A 26,981-nucleotide genomic window follows, 5' to 3' on the forward strand; every position below is an offset into this window, starting at 1 on the left:
CCGTTCAGAACAGCTCCACTGCGCCGGCCTGCAGCGACTCCTGCGCCACGGGCTTGTGCTGCGGCTGACGCCAGTCGACCCGCGGCACGGCGGTCGCATCGGCACCGATCGCGTCCTGCACTTCGGCGCCGATGCTGCCAGCGCGCTCCACGTGCCGCAGCGCGCTCCCCAGCGCCTGGGTCGAGATGTCCTCGAACTGTAAGCTGCGCACGGCGCGCGCGACCGACTCGCTGATGCGTTCGCGCGCCGCCGCAACCTCGCTGATGCCGGCGGCCAGGCCCTGATTGATGCGCTCCACCTGGACCAGCAGGCGCCCGGCCTCGTCACGGGCGCGCTCGCTCAGGCTCAGGTCACGCGACGCCATTGCACCGACGGTCTCGCGGACCTTGGCGACGGCATCCTTGGAATCGCCGACCAGCTTGCGGATTTGTTCGTTGAAGCTGGTGGACCGCTCGGAAAGATTGCGCACTTCCTCGGCGACGACGGCGAATCCGCGCCCCGCCTCGCCCGCGCGCGCCGCCTCGATCGCGGCATTGAGGGCGAGTAGGTTGGTCTGGTCGGCGATCGATTTGACATCGCCCAGAAGATCGAAGATCGCATCGAGCTGGCGCACCATCTCGTCGATCTGGCCGACGGTCGCCGAACTCTGGCGGCAGACCTGCACCAGCGCATCGACCAGCCCGTTCATCAGTTCCGATGCGGTTTCGGCGAAACGGCGCACGTCGACGCCGCCGTCGTTCTCGGAGGTCTGGCTGAGGATGCGCGACACCGCGGCCTGCTGCGTCTGGGCCTGACGGGTCATTTCCGAGAAGCTCGTGGTGAGTTCGCGCACCGCCTCGCCGATCAGGGTCTGCACACGCGTGACCTCGCGCTGCACGCCGCCGAGTTCGCCAGCCAGACTCCTGCCGAGTTCACCAAGGCTTGCGCGCTGCGCGAGCCGTTCCGACTGCAGGCGCGCCAGTTCGCTGCGCATCGCCGCGAGTTGCCGCGACTGCACGAACGCCGCCGACAGCCATGCGGCGAGCGCGACCACCCCGATGCTCCAGGCGATCTTTGCATCGGCACCAGCGACGAGCGCGCCGACGAGCAGCGCGCAGAACGCGCACGGAACCGTGAACAGCTTGAGGGTGGAAACGGGCATCGCGGGCTCCAGAAACACCGGGGTTCTCGTGTCAGGTATCGGCGCAACGGCCGCAGGCTTGAGCGCGGTCATCGCGTCCACTCCAGAAGCTGCGCGGCGATCTGCTCCAGCGGCAACACGCGTTCGGCCGCATTCATGCGTACGGCGGCGCCGGGCATGCCCCAGACCACGCTCGTGGCCTCGTCCTGCGCGATCGTGTGCGCGCCGAGCTCGCGCAGAGCGAGCAGGCCGCGCGCGCCGTCCTCGCCCATGCCGGTGAGCAGGGCGGCCACCGCGTTGGTGCCGACGTGATCGAGCACCGAGCGGAACATGACGTCGACGCTCGGCCGGTGGCGGTTCTGTGGCGGCGCATCCGACAGACGGCAGTAGTAGCGCGCGCCGCTGCGCTCGACGAGCAGGTGATGGCTGCCCGGCGCGATGTAGACGTGACCCGGGACGATCTGCTGCCCATCGCGGGCCTCGCAGACCGACATCGGCGAGCAGCGATCCATGCGCGCCGCGAACGGCGCGCTGAACATCGCCGGGATGTGCTGGGTGATGACGATCGCCGGCGCGTCCGGCGGCATCGCCGAAAGCACATTCTTGATCGCCTCGGTGCCGCCGGTGGACGCGCCGATGGCGATGATTTTCTCGGTCGTGCGCAAGGCGCGCGGTCTGGTCGATGCGGCCGGCGGGCGCGCGGCGTCGCTGCGCCCGCGCGGGCGCGCGCGCGACACCGCCTTGACCTTGTCGCGCAGCGTCTGCGCATAGGCTTCGAGCCCGGCCTTGACGTCGAGCGCCGGCTTGGTCACGAAGTCGACCGCACCCAGTTCGAGCGCCTGCAGCGTGATCTCGGCGCCGCGCTCGGTCAGCGACGACACCATCAACACCGGCATCGGCCGCAGGCGCATGAGGTTGTCGAGGAAGGTCAGCCCGTCCATGCGCGGCATCTCGACGTCGAGCGTCAGCACGTCGGGATTGAGTTGCTTGATCTTGTCGCGCGCGATCAGCGGATCGGACGCGGTGCCGACGACCTCGATCTGTGGATCGGCGGACAGGATCTCGCTGAGCACGCCGCGCACCAGCGCGGAGTCGTCGACGATGAGCACCTTGATGGTCATGGGCGGCGACTCAATCGAACAACTCGACCTCGCCGGCCGGCGCGGCGCAGGCCAGCGACTGCCCATACATGCGCTCGACCGCCAGATCGGCGGCGGTGGCCGCGACCGGCAGATGACGCACCAGCACGCGGCCGCTACCGATGAAGTACGCCAGCTTGCGCGCGCTCTGCCCGCCCAGATCGCGCGCCGCGACGGCGATCGACTCGCGCTGCAGATAATCCAGCACGAAGCGCGCGTTGCGATCACCGACCGCACTGACGCTCATGCTGGCGATCACGTTGGCGCCGCCGAACACCTTGGCCTCGAGGCGCTCGCGCCGACCGCCGCGCTTGAGCAGCTCGTTGATCAGCACTTCCATCGCATAGGCCCCGTAACGCGCGTTGCCGGCGCCGCCACCCTCGCGCTGATCCTCGGGCAGCATGAAGTGGTTCATGCCGCCGACGCCGGCGACCGGATCGCGGATACAGGCCGACACGCAGGAGCCGAGCAAGGTCACCAGTGTCAGTTCGGCGTCCCCCACCTCGTATTCGCCGGGCATGACCTTGATCACGGCGCAGCCGAGCTGGCGATCGAAATAGCGCGGCGCCAGCCCCTGTCCGGTGCGCGCGTCCCAGGCGTGCCGCAGCAGCGCGCTCATGGCTGCGCGCCGAAGACGCGGCGGTAGACGGTGCGTCCCTCGGACACGAGCAACTGCCCCGCCTCCGGCAAGGATTCCGAGTGGCCCAGGCACAGCACGCCGCCGTCGGCGAGCAAGGGCACGAAGCGCTCGATCAAGCGCCGCTGTGTCGGCTTGTCGAAATAGATCATGACGTTGCGGCAGAAAATCGCGTGCAGCGGCCCGCGCAGCGGCCAGCTCGGCGCGAGCAGGTTGAGCGCGCGAAAGCTGACGAGCCGGCGCAGCTCGTCGATGACGCGGCACAGTCCTTCGTTGGCGCCGACGCCGCGACGGAAATAGCGCTGCAACTGCGCGCGCGGCAGCGCCGCGACCCGCTCCAGCGGGTAGACCCCACGCGCCGCGGTGGCGAGCACGTTGGTGTCGATATCGGTCGCCACGATCGACACCGGCGGCGACAAGGTGCCGAAAGTCTCGGCGGCGGTGATCGCCATGCTGTACGCCTCCTCGCCGGTGGACGCCGCGCTGCACCACAGCGCTGCGCGGCTGCCGCGCGGCAGTGCCGTCAACAAGGCACGCAGACGCTCGAAGTGATGCGGCTCGCGGAAGAACGAAGTGAGATTCGTCGTCAGCGCGTTGACGAAGGCCTGCCATTCATCGGCGTCCCCACCGCGTTCGAGCGCATCGAGGTAGTCGCCGAAGCGGCGATGTCCGGTCGCGCGCAGCCGGCGCGACAGGCGGCTGTACACCAGATCGCGCTTGCCGGCGCAAAGCGCGATGCCGGCGCGCTGATGGATCAGCCTGCGGACGCGCTCGAAATCGCCGGCGGTGTACGCGAACTCGCGCTCACTGCCGGCCTCGACCGCGGCCGTCACCGCGCCGGCTCCGCGCGGGGGCTAGGCGCCTCGAGCGGCGGCTGCGGCAGGCAGCCGAGACCGGCCAGCGCCAGCCCCCAGTTGCCGATCCAGACCAGCCAGGCATCGAGGCGGCCGCCGCGGGCAGCTTCGCTGGGCATGACCGAGTCCCCCGTTCAGAACTCGGTCCACTGCTCGTCGGCACCGGCCTTGGCCGGCGCCTTGCTGCCGTTCGCGCTCGTGGCCCGCGGCGCCGGACGACGGCTCGGCGCTGGCGTCGCCCGCGCCGATGCGCGAGGCGCGGCCTTGGGCGCGGCCGGCGCGACGGCCGCAGGCGCCGCCGATGCGGTCGGACGTGCAGCCCGATCGAGGCGGAATTGACTTACCGAGCGCGCGAGCTCGCCCGCCTGCTCTTCGAGCGAGCGCGCGGCCGCGGAGGCCTGTTCGACCAGCGCCGCGTTCTGCTGCGTCACCTCGTCCATCGACGTGATCGCCTGGTTCACCTGCTCGATGCCCTGGCTCTGTTCCTGCGAGGCGGCGCTGATCTCGGCCATGATGTCGGTCACCCGTTTCACGCTGGTGACGATCTCCTCCATCGTGCGCCCGGCCTGCTCGACCAGCTTGGAGCCGTTGCCGACCTTCTCCACCGAGTCGCCGATCAGGGCCTTGATCTCCTTGGCCGCCGCGGCGGAGCGCTGCGCCAAGGAGCGCACCTCGGCGGCGACGACGGCGAAACCGCGACCCTGCTCGCCGGCGCGTGCCGCCTCGACCGCGGCGTTGAGTGCGAGGATGTTGGTCTGGAAGGCGATGCCGTCGATCACGCTGATGATGTCGACGATCTTCTTGCTCGACTCGTTGATCGCCGACATCGTGGTCACGACCTCGGACACCACTTGGCCGCCCTTGCGCGCGACATCGGAGGCGCCGACGGCGAGCTGGTTGGCCTGCTTGGCGTTCTCGGCGTTCTGCTTGACCGTGCTGGTCAGCTCCTCCATCGACGAGGCGGTCTCTTCGAGCGATGCGGCCTGCTGCTCGGTACGCGCCGACAGGTCGGCATTGCCGGAGGAGATCTCGCGCGCGGCCGTGTTGATCGTCTCGGTCGCGAGCTGGATCTGCTGGATGATCTTGGTCAGCTGCTCGACGGTCTGGTTGGTATCGTCCTTGAGCTTGCCGAAGGTGCCCTGGAACTCGCCGGACACCCGATCGGTGAGGTCGCCACGTGCCAGCGCGCCGAGCACGCGCGCCACTTCGTCGAGGCCGGCGCTGCTGGTGTCGAGCAGGCGGTTGATGCTCTCGGCCAGTCCCTTGAAGAAACCCTCCTTGCCGGTGAGCGCGATGCGCCGCGTGAAATCGCCCTGCGCCGCCGCGGCGACGATCTCGCTCACCTCCTGCTCCACCGCGACCTCCGCGGTGCGGTTCTGCCACTCGACCACCGTGCCCAGACGCTCGCCCCGGTCGTTGACGATGGGACTCGCGATCAAACCGAAGGTCAGACCACCCACCTTGATCTGGGTGCGGTACGGACTGCGCAGATTCTCCAGCAACTGCGACTGGTGCGCCGGATTCTTGTGGAACAGATCGATGCTCGCGCCGAGCAGCTTGCGCGCGTCGAAGTGCGGCATGACCTTGCGCAGATCGGCCTCTGCGCGCGTAAGCATGTCGGCGACCGCGGCATTTATGTAGACGATCTGCCGATCGTTATCGGCGATCATCACGTTGCCGGAGACGTTGTCGAGCGCGTTTCTGATCCGCAGGTTCTCGTCGGCGCGCTTGCGCTCGGCGGCCAGGCGCTCGGCCTCGACGCGCTCGGCGGCGAGCTCGGCGGTCATATCCTTCCACTCCACCACATAACCCAGCCGCTCGCCCTTGTCGCCGTCGATCGGGTTGAGGATCAGCGAGAAGGTGCGCTCGCCCAGGGTCAGCTTGGCCTTGTGGGTTCCGGTCAACTTCGCTAGCAGCGCGCGCTGATAGGCCGGATTCTTGTGGAACACGTCGATGTTGGTGCCCACCACGGTCGCGGCCGAGAATGCCGGCACGTCCTTACGGATGTCGGCTTCGGCGATGGCCAGCATCTTGCGGATCGAGTCGTTCACGTAGACCACGTTCAGATCGGCATCGGCCACCATCACGTTGGTCTCGACGACGTCCAGACCGCGCTTGATGCGGGCGACGGCCTGCGCATGGCGCTGTTCCCTGGCAATCGATTCGAGCTCGGCGAGCTTGCTCGTGGTGATGTCGGTCGCGTACTTGACCACCTTCACCGGCCGGCCTCTGGAATCGAGGATCGGGTTGTAAGAGGCCTGGATCCAGATTTCGCGCCCATTCTTGCCGATGCGCCGATACTGACCGGCGTCGAATTCACCGCGGCCGAGCCTCTCCCAGAACTGGCGATACTCGGCGCTGGCCCGATACTCGGGATCGACGAACATGCCGTGGTGCTGGCCACGGATCTCGTCCAGCGAATAACCGACCACCTTCAGGAAGTTGTCGTTGGCCGTGAGGATCGTGCCATCGAGCTCGAACTCGATGACCGCCTGCGAGCGATGGATGGCGGCGAGCTGCGCGACGGCGTCACTCGACACGGTGTTGCGCGACGCGTTGCGTTTGCGCATCGCCTTGCGCGGCGACGGGTTCGTGGCGGCCGGCTTCGAGCGAGATTCGGTTTTCATGGCAGTGTGGGCGATCAGGGGTTGGAAAGGGCGGCGGTCGCGTACGCGGCCGTCGACGGCGGATCAAAAAGGCGGCCGCACCGCTCGAGCGCTCGCCGGCGCGCGGCCAGGGTCCTTGCGCCGGCTTGCATCGGCGTGGTCCTGCGTTCAAGCGGCGGGTTCATTGCAGCGCCTGGCTGCCGCCATCGACCAGGGCCATGTCGGGCGCCATCATCAGTTTTTCGATGTCGACCAGGATCAGCATGCGATCGTCGAGCGCACCGAGGCCGGTGATGTAACGTGCGTTCATGGCACTGCCGAACTCCGGTGCCGGCCGGATCTGCTCGGGCGTCAGCTGCATCACGTCGGAGACACCGTCGACCACCATGCCGACGACGCGCCCCGCGACGTTGAGGATGATCATCACCGTGAACGCGTCGTACTCGGCCCGGCCGAGCCTGAACTTCAGCCGCATGTCGATGACCGGCACGATGGTGCCGCGCAGATTGATCACGCCCTTGATGAACTCCGGCGCATCCGGAATCTTGGTGACGGTGTCGTAGCCGCGGATCTCCTGGACCTTGAGGATGTCCACGCCGTACTCCTCGTCACCGAGGGTGAAGGTCAGAAACTCGTTGGGCATACCGACGCGGTTCGCGTGACCGGTCGGTGGACTCGTGGATGTGGTGCTGCTCATGGGCTCGGTTTCCTCGTTGGCGCTCAGGCCGCCAGCGGCTGCGAGAACAGGCGCACGACGGCGGAGACGTCGACGATCAGCGCGACGCGCCCGTCGCCGAGGATCGTGGCGCCCGACACTCCGCGCACCCTGCGGTAATTGGCTTCCAGACTCTTGATCACGACTTGCTGCTGCCCGACCAGATCGTCGATCTGCAGCGCCAGCTTGCGGCTTTCGGCCTCGACGATGACGACGATGGCTTCGTGCGCTGCAGTCCTCGTGCCCGGCAGGCCGAACCACTCGCGCAAGTCGACGAGCGGCAGGTATTCGTTGCGAACACGTACCACCGTACCCTGCTGGGCCATGCGCTTGACCTGTTCGGGTCGCGGCTGCAGCGATTCGACCACGGCGCCGAGCGGCAGGATGAACACCTCCTCGCCCACCGCCACCGACATGCCATCGAGGATCGCCAGCGTCAGCGGCAGGCGGATGGTCACGCGCATGCCGCGTCCGCGTTCCGAGCTGATCTCGACGACGCCGTTGAGCGCCTCGATGTTCTTCTTGACCACGTCCATGCCGACGCCGCGTCCAGAGACGTCGGTCACGCTCTCGGCAGTCGAGAAGCCGGGCGCAAAGATCAGTTGCCAGACCTCGGCATCGCTCATCGCCTCGGACGCCGCAAGGCCGCGCTCGCTCGCCTTGGCGAGGATGCGCGCGCGGTCCAGGCCGCGGCCGTCGTCGGCTACCTCGACGACGATATGGCCGCCCTGGTGCGAGGCCGACAGGCGCAGCGTGCCGATCGCGTCCTTGCCGGCGGCGAGGCGCTCATCCGGCAGCTCGATGCCGTGATCGATGGCATTGCGCACCAGATGCGTCAGCGGATCGGCGATACGCTCGATCACGCCCTTGTCGATCTCGGTCTGCTCGCCGCTGGTGAGCATCCGCACCTGCTTGCCGAGCTTGCCGGCAAGATCGCGTACCATGCGCGGGAAGCGCGAGAACACGAAGTCCACTGGCAGCATGCGCGTGGCCATCACCGCTTCCTGGATGCTGCGCGTGTTGCGTTCGAGCTGCGAGAGCCCGGTGAACAGCTTTTCGTGCTGCACCGGATCGAGCCCGTTCGCGAGCTGCTGCAGCATCGCCTGTGTGATCACCAGCTCGCCGACGAGATTCACCAGGCTGTCGATCTTCTCGGTGGCGACACGGATGGAAGCGCCGTCACTGCGTGCCGGCTCGCTGCGCGCCGCCGCAACCGCGGCTCGCGCCGGCGCGAGCGCCGGCGTAGGGCTCGCCGCGGGCGCAGAATCGAGCGGCTCGATGCCAAGCGCACACTCATCCTCGACCCAGGCGAACACCTCGGCCACGGCATCGCGCGGACAATCGCCGCGCAGGGTGATGTCCCAGGCCAGATAGCAGGTCTCGGGAACGCAGTCTTCGAGCGCGGGCAGCCGCTCGATCGCGCAGGTCACCCGATACTCGCCCAGACGCTGCAGCTCGCGCAGGATGCGCAGCGGATCGTTGCCGCTGGCGAACAGGCTCGCGTGCGGGGCGAAGTGGATCTTCCAGCCGATACGTGCCGGCGCTGGGCCCGGCAGGGGCGCGCTCGTGGGCGCGGCGGCGACCGCGGCGGGCCCATCGAGCAGGCGGCGCAGCTCAACGCTCAGGCTCTCGGCGGCACCGGCATCGTCGGCACGGCCGGCACGTGCATCGTCGAGCAGCCCACGCAGCACGTCCACCGAGCGCAGCAGGACGTCGATCGCCTCCGGCGTGGTCGCGCGCTTGCCGGAGCGTAGCTGGTCGAGCAGGGTTTCGAGCAGGTGAGTGAAGCCGGCGACTGCGGAAAAGCCGAAGGTCGCGGCGCCGCCCTTGATCGAGTGCGCGGCACGGAAGATGCCGTTGATGGTTTCGAGATCGGCACCGTCGGGTGTCAGCCGCAGCAGCGCCGACTCCATCGCGTCGAGGCCTTCGGCGCTTTCGTCGAAGAAGGTCTGGTGAAAGCGGCCGAGGTCGATACCGCTCATGGCGCGCTCAGCCGATCACCTTGTTGATCGTCGCGATGAGCTGCTCGGGATTGAACGGCTTGACCAGCCAGCCGGTCGCCCCCGCGGCGCGCCCTTCCTGTTTTTTTTCCGGCGCCGACTCGGTGGTCAGCATCAGCAGCGGCGTGAACTTGTAGTTCGGCAACTGTCGCAGCGCCTTGACCAGCGAGATGCCATCCATGCGCGGCATGTTCACATCGCACAGCACCAGCTGAAAGTTCTCCTTCTTCGCCAGTTCGAGTGCTTGCGCGCCGTCGGGCGCTTCGGCCACGTCGAAGCCGGCGGCACGCAGCGTGTACGCGACCATTTCGCGCATCGAGTTGGAATCATCCACGGCGAGAATGCGACTCATCGTTGCTCCGTCGGCAGCATCAAAAGCCCGTCCAGACCCAGCAGCGAGGCGGCCTCGCGCAGCGGCGCCGAACTCTGCGACCAGACCGTCGTCAGTCCAGCCTCTCGACGATCGCGGCACAACGCCGCAATCAACTGCAGGCCCGCGGCGTGCAGCCGCGTCACGCCGGCGCCGTCGATGCGCAGCGTGACGGAACAGGCGCGCGCCGGCAGCAACAGGGCCTTGAGCGCCGCGGCCTGGTCGATGCCCAGGTCCTGCGGCAGCGCCAGCGTCGCGGCATCGTCCATTGGTGTCGCGTCAGCGTCTGATCGGCCCATGCGTCAGCTCTAAGCCCTGCCATCGGAGGATGCGATACGCCGGCCCTTGTGTCGGGAGCCGGCGTGATCTGGATGCACTAACGGCCCGGTGGCAGCGGGTTTGATGCGCAGCAGGATGAATGGCAGTCAGCGCGCCGCCGAACGGCGCTCAAGCGACGCGCGCTGCGCTCGTCGTCAGCAGCGAAGCCGTATCCAGCAGTGTCAGCAGCTCGCCATCGCGCACGTAGATTCCGTGCACGCAGCCCTCACCCGCGTCGACACCGACTTTGGGCGCCGGCTTGATCGCGGCGTCGACGAGCTTGCGCACGTCGGTCACGCGATCGACCAGAAGACCCAAGGACTCCTCGCCGTGGTCGACGATGACGATGCATGCATCGGCGCCGGGACACGAGGTCGGCAGCGCGAGCAGGCGGCGCGGGTCGAGCACGGTGATCACCGTGCCGCGCAGATTGATCACGCCCAGCACCGCCGCCGGCGCGCCCGGCACGGGTTCGATCTCGAACTGGCACAGCACTTCCTGCACGTCGAGGATGGGCAAGCCGTAGAGCTGGGCATCGAGCCGGAAGCACACCCAGCGCGACAGCCGGTCGTCGGCGCGCCGCGCCGGGCTTTCGGCACTCATGGCGTTGTCTCGGCGAGCGCGGGGACGGAAACGGGGCTGCCGCCGTCCGAGTTTTCGATGGCCTCGGGTAGCCGCTCGTCGGCGTCTACACCTTCGCCGAGCACGACGATGACGACGCGGCGATTGCGGTTGCGCCCCTGCGGTGTCGCATTGTCGGCCACCGGATGGTGCTCGCCCAGACCGACGACGGTCATGCGCCTCGGATCGATGCCGTGCTGCGTGAACAGGTGCACCACACTGGCCGCACGCGCCGCCGATAGCTCCCAGTTCGACGGGAAGACGTTCGTGGCGATCGGCCGATCGTCGGTGTGGCCCTCGATGCGCAGCGCGTTCGAAAATGGTGCGAGGATCGCAGCGAGCCGTTGCAGCACCGGCCGCGCCGCCACATCGACGGCGGCGACGCCGCTGGCGAACAGGATGTCGGTGTTGATCTCGACCTCCAACCATTGCTCGGAGCGACGGATGATCACCAGGTCCTGCGCGATCAGGTCTTGCATCGCCCGCTGGACTTCGTCGGCCATGCGCTTGAGGTCGTCGCGACCGCGCAGCGCCGCCGGCTGAGAACTCGCGGAACGCGGACCGTGCTCGCCGCCCGGCAGCGGCTCGTCGCCACTCCTGCGCGCACCGGAACCGTCGGGACGGCTGCCCTTGCGCTCCGCCTCGAAGCCGCGCACCGCCACCGTGTTGAACAGGGACTCGTTCTGCACGCCCTTCTCCGGCTTGTCGCCGATCTGCACCGGCTTGAGCGAGCGCGGCGGTCCGCCCAGCGCCGCCGACAGTGAATCGGCGAGCACGCGGTACTTGCCTTCGTTGACCGAGGACACCGCGTACATGACCACGAAGAACGCGAGCAGCAGGGTGATGAGATCGCCGTAGGGAATGGCCCAGGCCTCGTGGTTGGTGTGTTCCTCGTGCTTGTGCTTTCTGGCCATGGTCCTGGCTCGGGCCGGTCAGACGGCAGACGTCAGAGGTGAGACGCCAGCCTCGACACGGCGAAGATGCGCGAGCCGATCGGCAACGGGCTGTTCAAGTCTCACGCTTCGCTCCTCACGTCTGACGACCGTCAGTGCAGGTAACCCTGCAGCTTGGATTCGATGTTGCGCGGGTTCTCGCCCTGCGAGATCGAGACCAGGCCCTCGATCGTCATCTCGCGCAGCCGGGTCTGCTCGGCAATCGCTGCCTTGAGCTTGGCCGCGATCGGCAAGAAGAACAGGTTGGCGGAGGCGATGCCGTAGATCGTCGCGGTGAACGCGGCGGCGATGCCGGCGCCGAGCTTGCTCGGGTCGGCCAGGTTCTTCATCACCGCCATCAGGCCGAGCACGGCGCCAATGATGCCCAGCGTCGGCGCATAGATGCCCATGCCCTCGAAGACCTTCGCGCCCTGCTGGTCGAAGTGCTCGCGCGTGCTCATCTCGACCTCCAGGATGTTGCGGATCGCATCCGGCTCGGCGCCGTCGACCAACATCTGCAGGCCTTTCTTCAGAAACGGATCGGTCTGGGCCTCGACCGTACCCTCGAGCGCGAGCAGGCCCTGCTTGCGGGCGATGCCGCTCCACTCGACGATGTTGGCGATCAGCGCCTTGGCATCGTGCTGCGGCGGACGGAAGGCCCAGCGCATGATCTTCAAGGCATGCTTGAACGTGGACATCGGCGTGTGCAGCATGATCGCCGCGAGCGTGCCGACGAGGACGATGACGAAGGCCGCCGGGTTCATCAGGGCGGCCACGCCCGAACCCTTGAGCACGCTGCCGCCGACGATCGCGAACAGCGCGAGCACGATGCCGACCAGCGAGAGCTTATCCATGCACCGGCTCCCGCTGCCGCGCCAGGCGATGGCGCCAGGCCTCGACCAGACCGGCGAAATCCAGAATCAGCGCGACATGACCGTCCGGCAGCACCGTGGCCGAGGAGATGCCCGGCGTGCCGCGCAGCGACGGCCCCAGCGGCTTGATGACGATCTCCTCACGGCCGCGCACCTCACCGACGACGAAGCCGAAGCGTTCGTCGCCGACCTGGGCGACGACGACGTGCCGGCACCGATCGTCGGCCGGGCGCGCCAGCCACGGATCGAGCCACACCAGGCGCAGCGTGTCGCATCGCGTGAGCACCACGTCCCAGCGATCCAGCGTCTCCGCGGCGCCCGGTTCGAGTGCGAACACGTCGAGCACCGGCGCCAGCGGCAGTGCATAGCGCCGGCCATTGGCCGACACCATCAGCGCCGACAGGATCGCCAGCGTCAGCGGCACGCGGATGTGCACGGTACTGCCGACGCCGAGCTGCGACTCGATGCGCACGCTGCCGCCGAGCGCGCGGATGCGCGACATCACCACGTCCATGCCGACGCCGCGGCCGGACAGGTCGGAGACCTGCTCCTTGGTCGAGAAGCCCGGCAAAAACACGAGCTGCAGGCATTCGTCCGTGCTCATCTGCGCGGCCTGGACGGCATCGACCAGGCCATTTTCGACCGCCTTGGCACGCACGCGCTCGGCGTCGATGCCGGCGCCGTCGTCGCGCACGGTGATGGCGATGCTGTCGCCCTGCTGCTGCGCGCTCAAAGTCAGATGGCCGGCCACCGGCTTGCCGCGCCGCAGGCGTTCCTCCGGCAGCTCGATGCCGTGGTCGACGCTGTTGCGCACCATGTGCACCAGCGGATCGGCCAGCGCCTCGACCAGGTTCTTGTCCAGGTCGGTGTCCTCGCCGACGAGCTCGACCTCGACTTGCTTGCCGAGGCTGCGCGCCACATCGCGCGCGATCTTCGGAAAACGCGCGAACACCTTGCCGACCGGCTGCATGCGCACCTGCATCACCGCGTTCTGCAGGCCGCGCGTGATGAGATCGAGCTCCGCGACCGGGCGCGCGAACTGCGCCGCATCGGCCTGCCGCGCGCGCAGGTCCTTGAGGCGGTTGCGCACCAGCACCAGCTCGCCGACGAGATTCATCAGCGCGTCCAGGCGCGCGGTGTCGACGCGCACGGTGGTCTCGGCCGGCGGCTTGCTGCCCTCGCCCGCGTGCGTCAGCGATTGTGCCGCGGCGACGGCAGACGGCGTCTGCGCATCGGGGCGGGCCTTGTGCTCGCATTGCGGCTTGACGGATGTCGACGCAGACGCGGGCTTCGGCGACGAGCCGGGCGGCGGCGCGCTGGCGGCCGGCGCGAGTTGCGGCGCTGCCGGACCCTTGCCCGAACCGTGCAACTGATCGAGCAGCGCCTCGAACTCCTCCTCGGTGATCGTGTCCGAGGCCGGCGCCGGCGCACTCGCCTTTTTCTTCGGTTTGGCCGCGGCCTTTTTCTTCGGCGCGGGCGCGGTTGCGGGTGCCGCCTCGGGCGCGCTCGACAGCAGCGCACGCAGCGACTGCAGCAGCGCCGGGTCGGCCGGCGCCAGCGGCGTGCCGGCGGCGACCGACTGCATCATGGTCTGCACGGCATCGACGGCGGCGAGCACCACGTCCATCAGCACCGGATCGACGCCGCGCTTGCCGCTGCGCAGCGCGTTGAAGACATCCTCGGCGGCGTGGCACAGCTCGACCAGCGGATGCAGTTCGAGAAAACCGGCGCCGCCCTTGACCGTGTGGAAGGCGCGGAAGATGGCGTTGAGCAGTGCCTGATCCTGCGGACGGCTTTCCAGTTCGACGAGCTGGGCGCCGAGCGTCTGCACCAGCTCGCCCGCCTCGACCAGGAAGTCGGCGCGGATGTCGTCGTCGCTGCTCATGTGCTCACGACTGTCAGAAACCCAGGCTGGCCAGTAGTTCGTCGGCGTCTTGCTGGCTCGCGGCGACCGTGCCCGGCACGGCCGGCCCGGCCAGCTCGCCGGTCTTCGGCTGTATCGGCTGCGCCGACGGCGTCTGAAGCCCCACACCGTCGGCGCCGCGCAGCAGTTCGAGCAGCGAGTGCTCCACGGTGCACACCAGCGCGATCACGCGCTTGATGATCTGCCCGGCGAGATCCTGGTACTCCTGCGCCTGCGCCAGCTCCGAGAGCGTGCCGCGCAGGACGCGCGATTGTGCGCGCAGATCCTCGCCGGTGCCGTGCAACAGCACGGAGACGTTGCCGAAATCCGGATGGTTGTCGGCGATCACGCTTTCGGCCTCGGCGATGTGCCGTGCGGCCACATCGATGCCGTCGGCCACGCCGCGCGCCTGCTCGACCAGATCGAGCGTGCGATGCGCGGCTTTCTCGGTCATCTGGATGACATAGTCGAGCCGGTGGCGCGCATCCGGCATCTCGTCACCGGCGATGCGCGCGAGCCGCTCGTCGAGCCGCAATTGGGTGACGGCATCGTGCAACTCGCGCGTCAGCCGCGCGAGCTTGGCGAACAGCGGATCGTCCGCGCTCACGTCAGGCCGTCTCGGCGATACGCTGGAAGATCTTGTCGATCTTCTCTTTGAGCGTCTGCGCCGTGAACGGCTTGATGATGTAGCCGTTCACGCCGGCCTGCGCGGCCTCGATGATCTGCTCGCGCTGTGCTTCGGCGGTGACCATCAGCACCGGCGTCTTGGCGATGCGCGCATCGCCGCGGATCGAGCGCAGCAGCTCGATGCCGGTCATCCCCGGCATGTTCCAGTCGGTGATGACGAAATCGACGTTGCCGGCCTGCAGCAGCGGCCATGCGGTCTTGCCGTCGTCGGCCTCGACGGTGTGGGTGTAGCCGAGATCGTTGAGCAGGTTCTTGACGATGCGTCGCATCGTCGAAAAGTCGTCCACGATCAGGATGCGCATGTTCTTGTCCATCGTCGCTCCGGTTTCGAATCCTTGCTCAGGCTGCCGCCCGCATCTGTTTCCAGCCCTTGAGCCGTGCACGCAGCCGCACCAGGGCCTGACCGTGGATCTGGCAGACGCGGCTTTCGCTGACATCGAGCACCGCGCCGATCTCGCGCAGGTTCATCTCGTCGTCGTAATACATCGACATCACCAGCCGTTCGCGTTCCGGCAGCTCGGCGATCGCGTTCGCCAGAGCTTCGCGGAACTCGGCTTGCTGCAGCGCATCGAGCGGACCACCGGCAGGATCGGGGCAGTCGAACGTCTCGTCGCCGTCCTCGCCGGCGGCGTTCAGGCTCAGCACATGGCAGCGCGCGGCGTCGTGCAGGATCTCCTGCACCTCGCGTACGCCAAGGCCCATACGCTCGGCGATTTCCGATTCGCGCGCCTCACGGCCACTGGTCTGCTCGATCGCACGGATCGCCTCGGCGAGCTCGCGCACGCGTCGATGCACCGAGCGCGGCGCCCAGTCGGTGTGCCGGAGTTCGTCGAGCATCGCGCCGCGGATGCGGATGCCGGCGTAGGTCTCGAACGAGGCGCCGCGATCGCCGCTGTAGTGCCGGGCGGCCTCGATCAGGCCGATGACGCCGGCCTGGATCAGATCGTCGAGCTCGACGCTGGGCGGCAGGCGCGCCGCCAGATGATGGGCGATGCGCCGCACCAGATCGCCATGCCGGCGCACCAGATCCGCCTCCGAAGGCGTGGAACACGTACTCATGCGGCCGCTCCGGTGGACAGGGCGCCGCCGATCAGGCGCTCGACGAAGAACTCGAGGTTGCCGCGCGAGCCGCTGGGCGTCGCCCAGCCGGCGACGCGATGCGCGAGCGCGCGGTAGGCGCTGGCGCTCGGCGCACTCGGGTAGGCATCGACGACGGCGCGCTGGCGCCGCACGGCGCGTCGTAGCCAGTCGTCGTTCGGGATCGTGCCGATGTCGGTCAGCGTGACATCGAGAAAGCGCTCGGACACGCGGCGCAGGTTGTCGTGGATCTCGCGCGCCTCGGCCGGCGTGTGCGTCATGTTCGACAGCACCCGGAAGCGGCGCACGCCGTGATCGCGGCTCAACACCTTGATCAGCGCATAGGCATCGGTCAGCGATTGCGGGTCGTTGGTGACGACGACGATGATCTCCTGCGAGGCCTGGCTGAAGGTGATCACGCTGTCGGCGATGCCGGCGGCGGTGTCGACGATCAAGGTGTCCAGCGGCCGGCGCAGCTCCGAGAAGGCGCGCACCAGGCCGGCGTGCTCGGCCGCTGACAGCTCGGCCATGTTGCGCTTGCCGCTGGATGCCGGCACCACCATGACACCGGCGGGGCCGGTGATGATGGTGTCCTCGAGTGCGCAACTGCCGTCGAGCACGTGCGAGAGGTTGCGCTGCGGCTGCAGGCCGAGCATCACGTCGATGTTGGCGAGGCCCAGATCGCCGTCGAGCAGCATCACACGGCGCCCGTCCATCGCCATCGACACGGCGAGATTGACCGAGGTCGAGGTCTTGCCGACGCCGCCCTTGCCGCTGGTCACGGCGATCACCTGCACCGGTCGGCGCATGCGTAGCGCCGCCAGACCCGCGGCCTGGTGATCGAGCATCGCATCAGATGCCGGCATGGGCAGCTCCGAACTGCAGGGCGAGCGTGCCGTCGTGCACGCGCGCCGGGTTGGAACGGGCGAGTCGCATCGCGCGCAGCACGAGCTGGTCGGGCCGTGCGGCGTGCAGGTCCTGCGGCACGCGCTGGCCGTCGCAGAGATAAGGCACGGCGAGCTTGTGGCGGATCACCGCCGACAGCACGCCGCCGATGCGCGCGGCTTCGTCGAGCTTGGTCAGCACGCAGGCATCAAGACCCGCAGGGGCGAAGCGGCGCAGGATGTCCTCCTGGTCCGCCGCCTGGGTGGTCGCGGACAGCACCAGCCAGTGGCGCACCGGACGGTGCGCGGCGCGCAGCTCGGCGAACTGGGCGCCGAGGCGCTCGTCGCGCGGCGCCATGCCGGCGGTGTCGATCAGCACCAGCTTGCGGTCGGACAGACGCAGCAGCGCGGCGCGCAACTGCTCGCCGCTGGCGGCGGTCTGCACCGGCACGCCGAGCAGGCGGCCGTAGGTGAAGAGCTGCTCCTGCGCGCCGACGCGATAGTGGTCAGTGGTCACCAGCGCCAGATCGCGCGTGCCGTGGCGCGCGGCGAAGCGCGCCGCGAGCTTGGCGATGGTCGTGGTCTTGCCGACGCCGGTGGGGCCGATCAGCGCGATGGTGCCGCCTTCGAGGATCGGGTCTTTGGGGGCATCGACCAGGCGGCGCGCGAGCAGGCCCAGCGGCAGGAAGCGCGCGCGTTCGCGATCGACACCCGCGGGCAGGTCGTCGACGATTTCACGGGCGAGGCCGGCGTCCAGACCCAGATCGGTCATCGCTCGCAGCGCCGCCATGCGTTCGGGCTGGCGGTCGGCCAGATCGCGCCAGGCCATGTGCGCGACCTGCGCTTCGAGCATGCGTCGCATCCCGCCGATTTCCCGGCGCAATTGCTGGATTTCCGGCGCCGGCGGCGGCGGTACCGACACCGCCGGCGCGGATCGCGAATCGCCTGTCGCGGCCGCCGCCGGCAACGCCCCGTCGGCGACGGGCGATGCCGATGCGGCATCCGCGGTCTGCGTCCTGCGCATCGCCGCTTGCATCAGCGCCGCGTCGTAGTCGGTCGCCGCCACCACCTCGATGCCCTCGGCGACGCGGCGGTTCGACAGGATCACGGCATCGGCGCCCTGCTCCTCGCGCACCATGCGGATCGCCTCGCGCATGCTGCCGGCGATGAATCGCTTGATCTTCATGCGCAGACTCCGTCGTCTACGGTCTGGTTCACGAAATCGCTCCCACCATGCGCAACTGCTTCGAATCCGGTACTTCGTCGAAGGCGAGCACGTGCAGTCCGGGAATGGTCTGTCGCGTGAACCTCGCCAGCAGCGGTCGCAGCGCGGGCGAAACCAGCAACACCGCGGGCTGACCTTGCGTCTCCAGCTTGCGCGTCTGGTCCGCGAGCGCGCGATGGATCCGCTCGGCGAGGCCCGGCTCGATCGCCGCGCCGCCGCTCTTGAGGCTGTCCTGCAACACCTGTTCCAGCGGCCCGGCGAGCGTGAGCACCGGCAGCTCGGGCTGCATGCCGTTGATTTCCTGCACGATCTGCCGGCCGAGCGCGACGCGCACCAGGCCCGAGAGGACGACGGGGTCCTGGCTCTTGGCCGCGTGCTCCGCCAAGGCTTCGGCGATCACACGCAGGTTGCGGATCGGCACGCGCTCGGCGAGCAGGTTCTGCAACACGCGCACGAACACCGTCAGCGACAACTGCTTGGGCACCAGATCCTCGACCAGCTTGGGTGCCTGCTTGGCGAGCTGGTCGAGCAGCGCCTGCGCCTCGTCGTGTCCGAGCAGCTCGTGCGCGTGCATGCGGACGACCTGGGACAGGTGTGTCGCGACCACCGTCGCGCAATCGACCACGGTGTAGCCCAGCGACTGCGCATGCTCGCGCGCACCCTTGTCGATCCAGATCGCGTCGAGGCCAAAGGTCGGGTCCTTGGTCGGGATGCCTTCGACGCTGCCGAACACGCGCCCCGGGTTGAGCGCGAGCTCGCGGTCGGTGTGGATCTGCCCCTCGGCCACCGGCACGCCGTGTACGAGCAGGCGGTAGGCGCCGGGCTGCAACTGCAGGTTGTCGCGGATGTGCACCGGCGGCACCAGAAAGCCGAGATCCTGCGTGAGCTTGCGACGCACACCCTTGATACGCGCCATCAGCTCGCCGCCCTGACGGGCATCGACCAGCGGAATCAGGCGATAGCCGACCTCGAGCCCGAGTACATCGGCGCCGCCGACGTCCTCCCAGCTCAGTTCCTCCGCCGCCGCGGCTGCGGCGGCTTGCGGCGCCGGCTGCTCGGCGGCGGCCCTGGCGCGCTTGGCCATCAACCAGGCCACGCCGCCGCAAGCGGCGGCCAGTAGCAAAAAGAACAGATTCGGCATGCCCGGTATCAGCCCGGCCAGCCCGAGCACGCCGGCGGTCACCGCGAGCACGCGCGGCTGGTTGAACAACTGCCCGGCCACCTGCTTGGACATGTCGGCCTGACGCGACATGCGCGTGACCAGCACCGCGACCGAAGTCGACAGCAAGAGCGCCGGTACCTGCGCCACCAGACCGTCGCCGATGGTCAGCAGGGTGTAGACGCGCAGCGCCTCGCCGAAGCTCATGCCGCGCGACATCGGGCCGATGACCAGCCCGCCGATGATGTTGATCAGCAGGATCAGGATGCCGGCGATGGCGTCGCCGCGGACGAACTTGCTGGCGCCGTCCATGGAGCCGTAGAAGTCGGCCTCGGCGCGCACCTCTTCGCGCCGCGCCTTGGCTTCGTCGCGCGTCAGGATTCCGGCGTTCAGATCGGCGTCGATCGCCATCTGCCGGCCCGGCAGGGCGTCGAGCACGAAACGTGCGGACACCTCGGACACCCGCTCCGCACCCTTGGTCACCACCATGAAGTTGACGATGGTCAGGATGATGAAGACGACCAGACCGACGGCGTAGTTGCCGCCGATCACGAAGCTGCCGAAGGCCTCGATCACCTGCCCGGCCGCGTGCGGCCCCTCGTGACCGTGGAGCAAGACGACGCGGGTCGACGCCACGTTCAGCGACAGCCGCAGCAGCGTCGCGAACAGCAGCACCGTCGGAAACGCCGAGAAATCCAGCGGCCGCATCACATAGACCACGGCGAGCAGCACCGCGATCGACAGGGTGATGTTCACCGTGAACATCAGGTCCAGCACCGGCGTCGCCAGCGGCACCACCATCGTGCCGAGCACGGCGAGCAGCACGATCGGCGCGGCGAGTCCGGCGCGGCCCAGCTCGCGCGCGCGGCTTAGAAGATCGGCAAGCGTCATGACCGCCCGCGTGCAATCCTCGTGCCGCACCGGCGGCGGAACTCCAGCATCGTCGATCCGCCGTACGCTCCGAAGCGGCACAACGGCGCTGCATCCAGCGGCAACATTGCGGCAGCATGATGGGTGGTCGATCCCGCCGTCCGTCAGTCCCGCTTCATGAAACGCCGCGACTTCCTACACTCCAGCCTGCTGCTGCTGTCCTCTCCGCTGCTGCCCGGCTGCGGCGACAGCGCCGATACGCCGGACAACGGCGGCGATCCGGGCCCCGACCTGCCGGGCAACCTCGACGACGGCCTGCTCGACTATCCGCGCGTGCTGCCGCTGCCGTTCGCGCATGGCGTGGCCTCGGGCGATCCGCTCGCCGACCGCGTCATCATCTGGACGCGCATCACCGAATCGACGCCGTCGGCGGACGCGATCCCGGTGCACTGGGAAGTCGCGGCCACGCCGGACTTCGCCGTCGTACTCAAGCGCGGCACGCAGAACGCCATCGCCGCGCACGACTGGACGGTCAAGGTGGACGTGACCGGCCTTGCGCCGGCCACGACTTACTACTACCGCTTCCGCGCGTTCAACCGTTGGTCCATCGTCGGCCGCACACGCACCGCGCCGGCCGATGCGGTGGACGAGATTCGCCTGGCCGTCGTCGCCTGTTCGAGCTACTGGTCAAGTCACTGGAGCGGCTACGGCCATCTTGCCGATCGCAACGACCTGGACCTCGTCCTGCACTGCGGCGACTACATCTACGACTTCGTCGACGACGACGAGCAGGTGCGCGCACGGCTCGATCGCAAGGACATCCACGACGTCGATTACCGTGACTGGCTCAACCTCGACGAGGTGCGACGCCGCTACGCGCTGTTCCGCTCGGACCCCAACCTTTTGCGCGCCCACCAGCAGCACCCGTGGATGATCGTCTGGGACAACCACGACATCGACCCTGGCTTCGGCAACGAGCTGGACAGCCCCATCGACCCGGCCACCAGCACCTGCACGCTCGCCGACACCGCGCGCGCCTTCCACGAATGGACGCCGACGCGGCCGGTGAAACCCGACGGCTCCGGCGAGTTCGTACTCGTCGACGACGGCAGCTATCCGCAACCGGCCGACCCGCTGCTGATCTACCGCAAGCTCGCCTACGGCCCGCTGCTCGACATCCTCGGCGTGGACACGCAAAGCCTGCTGCCGCGCTACGGCCTGCCCGCCGACAACGGTCACTTGCCCGACGGCGCGCCCAGCCTCTATGGCCGGCGTCAGTTCGAGTGGCTCGCCGCCACCCTGCTCGCGTCGCAGCAGGCCGGCACCACCTGGCGGCTCATCAACAACCAGACCTGGTTCACGCCGGTGGATGTGCCGGACGTGATCGACGGCATTGCCACGCCCAAGCTCGGCATCTCGCGCTGGACCGAGTACGCCCAGGAACGCGCCGCGCTGTGCCGCTACCTGCGCGGCGACAACACGGCGAACCTGCGCATCCGCAACAACATCCTGGTCTCCGGCGACGCTCATGGCAGCCTCGGCGCCGACGTGATCGAGGACAACGCCCTGCTCGGCGCCTACGTGCCTGGCCTGCCGTCGCCCAATCCGCGCGGCGGCTCCACGCCGGACAACCGGCTCGCCGGCTACCTGCGTGCCACGACCGGCGCCCTCGGCCCCGTCAGCCCTCGCGAAGCCTCGGTCGGCGTCGAGTTCGCCCCCAGTTCCATGGGCCGCGGCGGCGCCGACGAACTCGTCACCAACGCCGCCGGCCTGCCACCCGGCTCACCGCTGGGCGTCGTCGGCGCGCGCGCGCTCGAGCTGGCCGTGATCAATGGCAACAAGAACGTGCAGTTCATCGAATGGGTCGACCACGGCTACGGCATCGTCAGCCTCACCAGCGAACGCGCCATCTTCGAATGGTGGTGGCAGGACAAGCTCACCCCCGGCGCACCGGACGTGCTCGGCCAGCAGATGGTGGCCTGGGCCAAGACCGATACCGCCCGCCCCATTCCACGGTTCCAAGATCAGATCGACGCGGTGACCGCGCACGCCATGGCGGTGCGGCCGACACAGGGAAGCCGCAGCGCCGAGCCGGCGCCGCTGGACCCCGGCCTGTTGCAGCCGCGTTGAGCGCTGCGCCGGCTGCCGAGTCGATCGCGGCGCCGGCGGGAAAACGGCAGCCATTCGAGCCGGCTCGCGCCGCGGCGCGTCCGCGGCCGCTCGCCGGCGCGGGCAACGAAAAGGCCCCGGAGACGGGGCCAAAACATGCCGCCCATGTCGGGCGGCGAGCGGCCGGGGCCCGCTGGGCCCCGGCGCTTTGGACAACGGATGGACGCTTAGAAGTCGCCCATGCCGCCCGGCGGCACCGCCGGCGCCTCTTCCTTCTTCGGCAGCTCGGCCACCATCGCCTCGGTGGTCAGCAACAGGCCGGCGACCGAAGCCGCGTTCTGCAGGGCCAGGCGCGTGACCTTGGCCGGGTCGATGATGCCCGCCTCGATCATGTCGACGAACTCGCCGGTGCCGGCGTTGTAGCCGGTGGCGCCCTTCGACTCCTTGACCTTGTTGACGATGACCGACGGCTCCTCGCCAGCGTTCTTGACGATCTGGCGCAGCGGCTCTTCGATCGCACGCTTGAGGATGTTGACACCCACCTGCTGATCGTCGGTCGGCGCCTTGAAGTTTTCCAGCACCTTCTGCGCACGGATCAGCGCGGTGCCGCCGCCGGCGACGATGCCCTCCTCGACAGCCGCGCGGGTCGCGTGCAGGGCGTCCTCGACGCGCGCCTTCTTCTCCTTCATCGCGACTTCCGTCGCGGCGCCGACCTTGATCACGGCGACGCCGCCGGAGAGCTTGGCCAGACGCTCCTGCAGCTTCTCGCGATCGTAGTCGGAGGTGGCGTCCTCGATCTGCTTCTTGATCTCGGCGATGCGCGCCTTGATCTTGTCGGCCTTGCCGGCGCCGTCGATGATCGTGGTGTTCTCCTTGTCGATCTGCACCTTCTTGGCCGTGCCCAGGTCATTGATGGAGACCTTCTCCAGCGACAGGCCCAGCTCCTCGGAGATGACCTGGCCGCCGGTGAGGATGGCGATGTCCTTGAGCATCTCCTTGCGGCGATCGCCGAAGCCCGGCGCCTTGACGGCCGCGACCTTGAGGATGCCGCGCAGGTTGTTGACGACCAGGGTCGCCAGCGCCTCGCCCTCGACGTCCTCGGCGATGATCAGCAGCGGCTTGCCCTGCTTGGCCACCGCCTCGAGCACCGGCAGCATCTCGCGGATGTTGGAGATCTTCTTCTCGGTGATCAGGATCAGCGGATTTTCGAGCTCGACCTGCTGGCTCTGCGCGTTGTTGATGAAGTACGGCGACAGATAGCCGCGGTCGAACTGCATGCCCTCGACCACCTCCAGCTCGTCGTTCAGGCCCGAGCCGTCCTCGACGGTGATCACGCCCTCCTTGCCGACCTTGTCCATCGCCTCGGCGATGCGCTCACCGATCGACTCGTCGTTGTTGGCCGACACGGTGCCGACCTGGGCGATGGCCTTGCGGTCCTTGCACGGCTTGGACATCTTCTTGAGCTCGGCGACGACGGCCTCGACGGCCTTGTCGATGCCGCGCTTGATCTCCATCGGGTCGATGCCGGCGGTGACCGACTTCAGGCCCTCGTTGACGATCGCCTGGGCCAGCACGGTCGCGGTCGTGGTGCCGTCACCGGCCTCGTCGGAGGTCTTGCTGGCCACTTCCTTGACCAGCTGCGCACCCATGTTCTCGAACTTGTCCTTGAGCTCGATCTCCTTGGCGACCGACACGCCGTCCTTGGTCACCGTCGGGGCGCCGAAGGACTTGTCGAGCACCACATTACGGCCCTTGGGGCCGAGCGTGACCTTGACCGCGTTGGCCAGCACGTTGACGCCGGCGACCATGCGGCTGCGGGCGTCGTCACCGAAACGAACTTCTTTGGCTGCCATGTTTTCGTTCCTCGTTAAAGCTTGAATTCGTCATTCCCGCATCGGCGGGAGTCCACGTTGCTGTGATCGGGGCAGGACGGGATCCCGGAAAGGCAGGGGGATGACCGCCCCGCGGCGGGTCACTTGGTGAAGACCGCCATGATGTCGTCCTCGCGCATCACGAGGACTTCCTCGCCGTCGACCTTGACCTCGGAACCCGAGTACTTGCCGAACAGCACGACATCACCCTTCTTCACATCCATGGGGATGATCTTGCCGTCGTCACCCTTCTTGCCGGGGCCCACCGCCAGCACCTCGCCGCGGACCGGCTTCTCGGCCGCGTTGTCCGGGATGATGATGCCGCCGGCGGACTTCTTCTCTTCTTCCAGACGCTTGACGATCACCCGATCGTGCAGGGGGCGCAGATTCATATCGAAATCTCCCGATGATTCAATGGCTTGAGTCTCCAACGGCGAGAGCCTCGCGGCCGGTTCGGCCGGCCTTGTTAGCACTCACCATGAAAGGCTGCTAATTGTTGGGGACGCGCCTCGCGGATTCAAGACCCGACACGCACCGATTCACGCGGCGGCGACGCCGCGGCTGCGCGCCGGCGCGCCGGCGGGGCTGGCCAGAAAGTCGGCGGCGAAAGCGGCGAAGCGGCCCTGCTCGATCGCCTCGCGGATGCGGCGCATGTGGTTCTGGTAGTAGCGCAGGTTGTGGATGGTGTTCAGGCGCGCGCCGAGAATCTCGTTGCATCGATCCAGATGGTGCAGATAGGCGCGCGAGTAGTGCGCACAGGTGTAGCAGTCGCAGGCCGGATCGAGCGGACGCGGATCGTCGCGATGCACGGCATTGCGGATCTTGATCACGCCTTCGCTGGTGAACAGATGTCCGTTGCGCGCGTTGCGCGTCGGCATCACGCAGTCAAACATGTCGATGCCGCGCGCCACCGCCTGCACCAGATCGCGCGGCGTGCCCACCCCCATCAGGTAGCGCGGATGCTCCGTCGGCAGCTCGGGACCCAGCGCATCGAGTACCCCGAGACGCTCGGCCTCCGGCTCGCCAACCGACAGGCCGCCGACGGCGTAGCCGTCGAAGCCGATCTCGCGCAGCCGCGCCAGCGACTCGCGGCGCAGGTCGGCGTACATGCCGCCTTGGACGATTCCGAACAGTGCGCTAGGTCCGGCGCCGTGCGCGGTCTTGCAGCGCGCCGCCCAGCGCGCCGACAGCTCCATCGACTGGCGCGCCTGCTTCTCGGTGGCCGGGTACGGCGTGCACTCGTCGAATTGCATGACCACGTCCGAGCCGAGCGCATGCTGGACCTCGATGGCCCGCTCCGGGGTGAGGAAGATGCGGTCGCCATTGACCGGCGAGGCGAAGGTCACGCCCTGCTCGCTGATCTTGCGCAGGCCGGAGAGGCTCCACACCTGAAAGCCGCCGGAGTCGGTGAGGATCGGCCCATCCCAGTGCATGAAGCGATGCAGACCGCCGAGCGCGCGCACCGTGTCCGGCCCCGGCCGCAGCATCAGATGAAAGGTGTTGCCGAGCACGATCTCGGCGCCGCTCGCACGCAGCTCCTCCGGCGTCATCGCCTTGACCGTGCCGTAAGTGCCCACCGGCATGAACGCCGGCGTCTCCACCGTGCCGCGCGCAAACACGAGCCGGCCGCGGCGGGCGGCTCCGGAGGTGGCGATGAGATCGAACTTCACGTCGGTCGAAACGGGTGGTGGCGCAGGGGCGCGGATTGTCCCACAGCGGCACGGCGCGCCGCCGGCCGGCGTTCGGCCTGCGCTGTTAGCATCGAAGTCCCCGATACCGGAGGGGTTCCATGAGCATCGTGACCGGACTCGCCGACCGGCTGCTGTTCGCCGCCGGCCTCGTGCTGTTTCTGCAGATTCCGCAGTTCATCGACCACTACACGCAGCGCTACGCCGGCTATCACCAGGCGCTGGCTGACAGCGTACGGCAATATCAGGACAGCGCCGACGCCCACTACGGCGGGGACCTGCCCCTGATGATCCACGAGTTCGAGACCGCCCAAGCACCGGCGATGCGCGACATGGGGGCGAAGATGCAGCGCGAACGCCGTCTGCTCGACGAGATGACGGCGGGCCTTGCGCGCTTGCGCAGCGGTTCGTTGCCGGCGCAGATCGCGCAACTCGCGCGTGACTACGACAGCCCCTTGCTGCGCGCGACCTTCGAGGACTTCGAACCGGGCCTGCCGTTCACCCAGGAAGCCGCGGTCTGCGGCCTGGTCGGCGGCATCCTCGCCAGCGGCCTGTTCAACCTGCTGATCTGGCCGCTTCGCCGGCTGTTCAGCCACCGGCCGATGGTTCGGGTCTGAAGCAGATCCAGACAAGTCGCCACGACGTCCTTGCAAGGAGCCGAAAGTATGTCCCGAGCGCCGGCGAGGGACGACGAAGCAATCCAGCGACGCTCTACGCAACCGGCGTCACTGGATCGCCACGGCCGCTGCGCGGCCTCGCGATGACGGATTTGTTCTGAGCTCCCCTCAGCGCTTGCGGTTGCGCGCAAAGTTCAGGTCCGAGCTCGTCGCGCGCAAGCGACCACCTAGGTACATCGCCAGCGCGCGGTAGAACTTGGCCGCAATCGCCGGCTGCGTGTCGAGCAGTTCGCGCAGCTTGGCGTAAGGGACCACGACCAGCTCGCTGTCTTCGAGGGTACGCGCCGTCGCCGAGCGCGGCTCGGCATCGAGCAGCGACATCTCGCCGAAATGCGCACCGCTGCCCAGCATCGCCAGCATCACGGTGTTGTTGTCGCCGGACTGCGCGATCTGCACCGAGCCGTGCTTGATGATCAGCAGGCTGTCGGCGTCCTGCCCTTCTTTGAACAGCACGACGTTGCCGGCATGCGTTTGCGGCAGCGCAATCTCCTCGATCTGGCCGAGTTCGGCATCCGAGAAGTCGCTGAACAGGTAGACGTTGCGCAACAGCGAGCGGCGTTCCATCCGATACCCCCTGGTTCCGAGAAAAGCGCCGGACCCGACCGGCGGCTTGTGGCCGGCAGCATATCGCAGCGCCGTCGCCGCCA

26 protein-coding genes are annotated in these 26,981 nt (G+C 68.3%); 2 read left to right on the forward strand and 24 right to left on the reverse strand.

Annotated features, from left to right (window positions below):
• Window positions 1-4: 4 nt before the first annotated feature.
• The 20 genes from ABSH63_RS11215 to flhA all read right to left on the reverse strand — a co-directional run bounded on the left by ABSH63_RS11215 (window position 5) and on the right by flhA (window position 20,010).
• Entirely contained in the window at window positions 5-1,141 is a 1,137-nt protein-coding gene (locus tag ABSH63_RS11215; protein WP_352889812.1) for a methyl-accepting chemotaxis protein, read from the reverse strand.
• A gap of 68 nt (window positions 1,142-1,209) precedes the next feature.
• The gene (locus ABSH63_RS11220) at window positions 1,210-2,241 is read right to left on the reverse strand and encodes a protein-glutamate methylesterase/protein-glutamine glutaminase (RefSeq protein WP_352889813.1); all 1,032 of its coding nucleotides are present in this window, start codon (window positions 2,239-2,241) and stop codon (window positions 1,210-1,212) included.
• Window positions 2,242-2,251: 10 nt separating this feature from the next.
• Window positions 2,252-2,878, reverse strand: a complete 627-nt coding sequence (gene cheD, locus ABSH63_RS11225) for a chemoreceptor glutamine deamidase CheD (RefSeq protein ID WP_352889815.1) — start codon at window positions 2,876-2,878, stop codon at window positions 2,252-2,254.
• On the reverse strand, window positions 2,875-3,729 hold the full coding sequence (locus ABSH63_RS11230; RefSeq protein WP_352889817.1) for a CheR family methyltransferase: 855 nt from the start codon (window positions 3,727-3,729) through the stop codon (window positions 2,875-2,877). The genes cheD and ABSH63_RS11230 overlap by 4 nt, the downstream gene beginning before the upstream one ends.
• On the reverse strand, window positions 3,726-3,869 hold the full coding sequence (locus ABSH63_RS11235; RefSeq protein WP_352889818.1) for a hypothetical protein: 144 nt from the start codon (window positions 3,867-3,869) through the stop codon (window positions 3,726-3,728). The genes ABSH63_RS11230 and ABSH63_RS11235 overlap by 4 nt, the downstream gene beginning before the upstream one ends.
• A 15-nt stretch (window positions 3,870-3,884) precedes the next feature.
• The gene (locus ABSH63_RS11240) at window positions 3,885-6,377 is read right to left on the reverse strand and encodes a methyl-accepting chemotaxis protein (RefSeq protein WP_352889820.1); all 2,493 of its coding nucleotides are present in this window, start codon (window positions 6,375-6,377) and stop codon (window positions 3,885-3,887) included.
• 160 nt (window positions 6,378-6,537) lie between these two features.
• Complete coding sequence (locus ABSH63_RS11245; protein ID WP_434223269.1) at window positions 6,538-7,053, reverse strand: chemotaxis protein CheW; 516 nt, start codon at window positions 7,051-7,053, stop codon at window positions 6,538-6,540.
• Window positions 7,054-7,076: 23 nt separating this feature from the next.
• Window positions 7,077-9,053 carry a chemotaxis protein CheA gene (locus ABSH63_RS11250; protein ID WP_352889822.1) on the reverse strand — a complete coding sequence of 659 codons (1,977 nt, stop codon included), beginning with the start codon at window positions 9,051-9,053 and terminating at the stop codon, window positions 7,077-7,079.
• A 7-nt stretch (window positions 9,054-9,060) separates the two neighbouring features.
• Window positions 9,061-9,423: a response regulator gene (locus ABSH63_RS11255; RefSeq protein WP_352889823.1), complete on the reverse strand. Its 363-nt coding sequence runs from the start codon at window positions 9,421-9,423 to the stop codon at window positions 9,061-9,063.
• The gene (locus ABSH63_RS11260; RefSeq protein ID WP_352889825.1) at window positions 9,420-9,710 is read right to left on the reverse strand and encodes an STAS domain-containing protein; all 291 of its coding nucleotides are present in this window, start codon (window positions 9,708-9,710) and stop codon (window positions 9,420-9,422) included. Before ABSH63_RS11260 ends, ABSH63_RS11255 begins: the two co-directional genes overlap by 4 nt.
• Before the next feature lie 178 nt (window positions 9,711-9,888).
• A complete protein-coding gene (locus ABSH63_RS11265; protein ID WP_352889827.1) occupies window positions 9,889-10,362 on the reverse strand; it encodes a chemotaxis protein CheW in 474 nt (157 codons plus the stop codon).
• Window positions 10,359-11,294, reverse strand: a complete 936-nt coding sequence (motD, locus tag ABSH63_RS11270; protein ID WP_352889829.1) for a flagellar motor protein MotD — start codon at window positions 11,292-11,294, stop codon at window positions 10,359-10,361. Before motD ends, ABSH63_RS11265 begins: the two co-directional genes overlap by 4 nt.
• A 131-nt stretch (window positions 11,295-11,425) precedes the next feature.
• Window positions 11,426-12,166 (reverse strand): flagellar motor protein, encoded by a 741-nt coding sequence (locus ABSH63_RS11275; protein ID WP_352889830.1) that lies wholly within the window; start codon window positions 12,164-12,166, stop codon window positions 11,426-11,428.
• Window positions 12,159-14,069, reverse strand: a complete 1,911-nt coding sequence (locus ABSH63_RS11280) for a chemotaxis protein CheA (protein ID WP_352889832.1) — start codon at window positions 14,067-14,069, stop codon at window positions 12,159-12,161. The genes ABSH63_RS11275 and ABSH63_RS11280 overlap by 8 nt, the downstream gene beginning before the upstream one ends.
• A gap of 13 nt (window positions 14,070-14,082) precedes the next feature.
• Complete coding sequence (locus tag ABSH63_RS11285; RefSeq protein ID WP_352889833.1) at window positions 14,083-14,694, reverse strand: protein phosphatase CheZ; 612 nt, start codon at window positions 14,692-14,694, stop codon at window positions 14,083-14,085.
• A 1-nt stretch (window position 14,695) separates the two neighbouring features.
• On the reverse strand, window positions 14,696-15,088 hold the full coding sequence (locus ABSH63_RS11290) for a chemotaxis response regulator CheY (protein ID WP_352889835.1): 393 nt from the start codon (window positions 15,086-15,088) through the stop codon (window positions 14,696-14,698).
• A 25-nt stretch (window positions 15,089-15,113) separates the two neighbouring features.
• Complete coding sequence (locus tag ABSH63_RS11295) at window positions 15,114-15,833, reverse strand: RNA polymerase sigma factor FliA (protein ID WP_352889836.1); 720 nt, start codon at window positions 15,831-15,833, stop codon at window positions 15,114-15,116.
• On the reverse strand, window positions 15,830-16,717 hold the full coding sequence (locus tag ABSH63_RS11300; RefSeq protein WP_352889837.1) for a MinD/ParA family protein: 888 nt from the start codon (window positions 16,715-16,717) through the stop codon (window positions 15,830-15,832). The genes ABSH63_RS11295 and ABSH63_RS11300 overlap by 4 nt, the downstream gene beginning before the upstream one ends.
• Entirely contained in the window at window positions 16,704-17,921 is a 1,218-nt protein-coding gene (gene flhF, locus ABSH63_RS11305; RefSeq protein ID WP_352889838.1) for a flagellar biosynthesis GTPase FlhF, read from the reverse strand. The genes ABSH63_RS11300 and flhF overlap by 14 nt, the downstream gene beginning before the upstream one ends.
• Before the next feature lie 28 nt (window positions 17,922-17,949).
• On the reverse strand, window positions 17,950-20,010 hold the full coding sequence (gene flhA, locus ABSH63_RS11310; RefSeq protein ID WP_352889840.1) for a flagellar biosynthesis protein FlhA: 2,061 nt from the start codon (window positions 20,008-20,010) through the stop codon (window positions 17,950-17,952).
• Window positions 20,011-20,166: 156 nt separating this feature from the next.
• On the opposite strand from flhA, the gene ABSH63_RS11315 reads away from it, so the two are divergent.
• Entirely contained in the window at window positions 20,167-22,119 is a 1,953-nt protein-coding gene (locus tag ABSH63_RS11315; RefSeq protein WP_352889841.1) for an alkaline phosphatase D family protein, read from the forward strand.
• 206 nt (window positions 22,120-22,325) lie between these two features.
• On the opposite strand, the gene groL is transcribed toward ABSH63_RS11315, so the two are convergent.
• From groL to tgt, 3 genes are all read right to left on the reverse strand, one after another.
• A complete protein-coding gene (gene groL / locus ABSH63_RS11320) occupies window positions 22,326-23,951 on the reverse strand; it encodes a chaperonin GroEL (RefSeq protein WP_352889843.1) in 1,626 nt (541 codons plus the stop codon).
• A gap of 119 nt (window positions 23,952-24,070) precedes the next feature.
• Window positions 24,071-24,361 carry a co-chaperone GroES gene (groES, locus tag ABSH63_RS11325; protein ID WP_352889844.1) on the reverse strand — a complete coding sequence of 97 codons (291 nt, stop codon included), beginning with the start codon at window positions 24,359-24,361 and terminating at the stop codon, window positions 24,071-24,073.
• Between the two features lie 147 nt (window positions 24,362-24,508).
• Window positions 24,509-25,639 (reverse strand): tRNA guanosine(34) transglycosylase Tgt, encoded by a 1,131-nt coding sequence (gene tgt, locus ABSH63_RS11330; RefSeq protein WP_352889846.1) that lies wholly within the window; start codon window positions 25,637-25,639, stop codon window positions 24,509-24,511.
• 119 nt (window positions 25,640-25,758) lie between these two features.
• Between tgt and ABSH63_RS11335 the strand changes: the two genes are divergently transcribed.
• Entirely contained in the window at window positions 25,759-26,274 is a 516-nt protein-coding gene (locus tag ABSH63_RS11335) for a DUF2937 family protein (RefSeq protein ID WP_352889848.1), read from the forward strand.
• 168 nt (window positions 26,275-26,442) lie between these two features.
• On the opposite strand, the gene ABSH63_RS11340 is transcribed toward ABSH63_RS11335, so the two are convergent.
• Window positions 26,443-26,898, reverse strand: a complete 456-nt coding sequence (locus ABSH63_RS11340; protein ID WP_352889849.1) for a cyclic nucleotide-binding domain-containing protein — start codon at window positions 26,896-26,898, stop codon at window positions 26,443-26,445.
• Between the last annotated feature and the right edge of the window lie 83 nt (window positions 26,899-26,981).

This window comes from Sinimarinibacterium thermocellulolyticum, assembly GCF_040327995.1.
In the GTDB taxonomy this organism is placed as follows: Bacteria; Pseudomonadota; Gammaproteobacteria; order Nevskiales; family Nevskiaceae; genus Solimonas; species Solimonas thermocellulolyticum.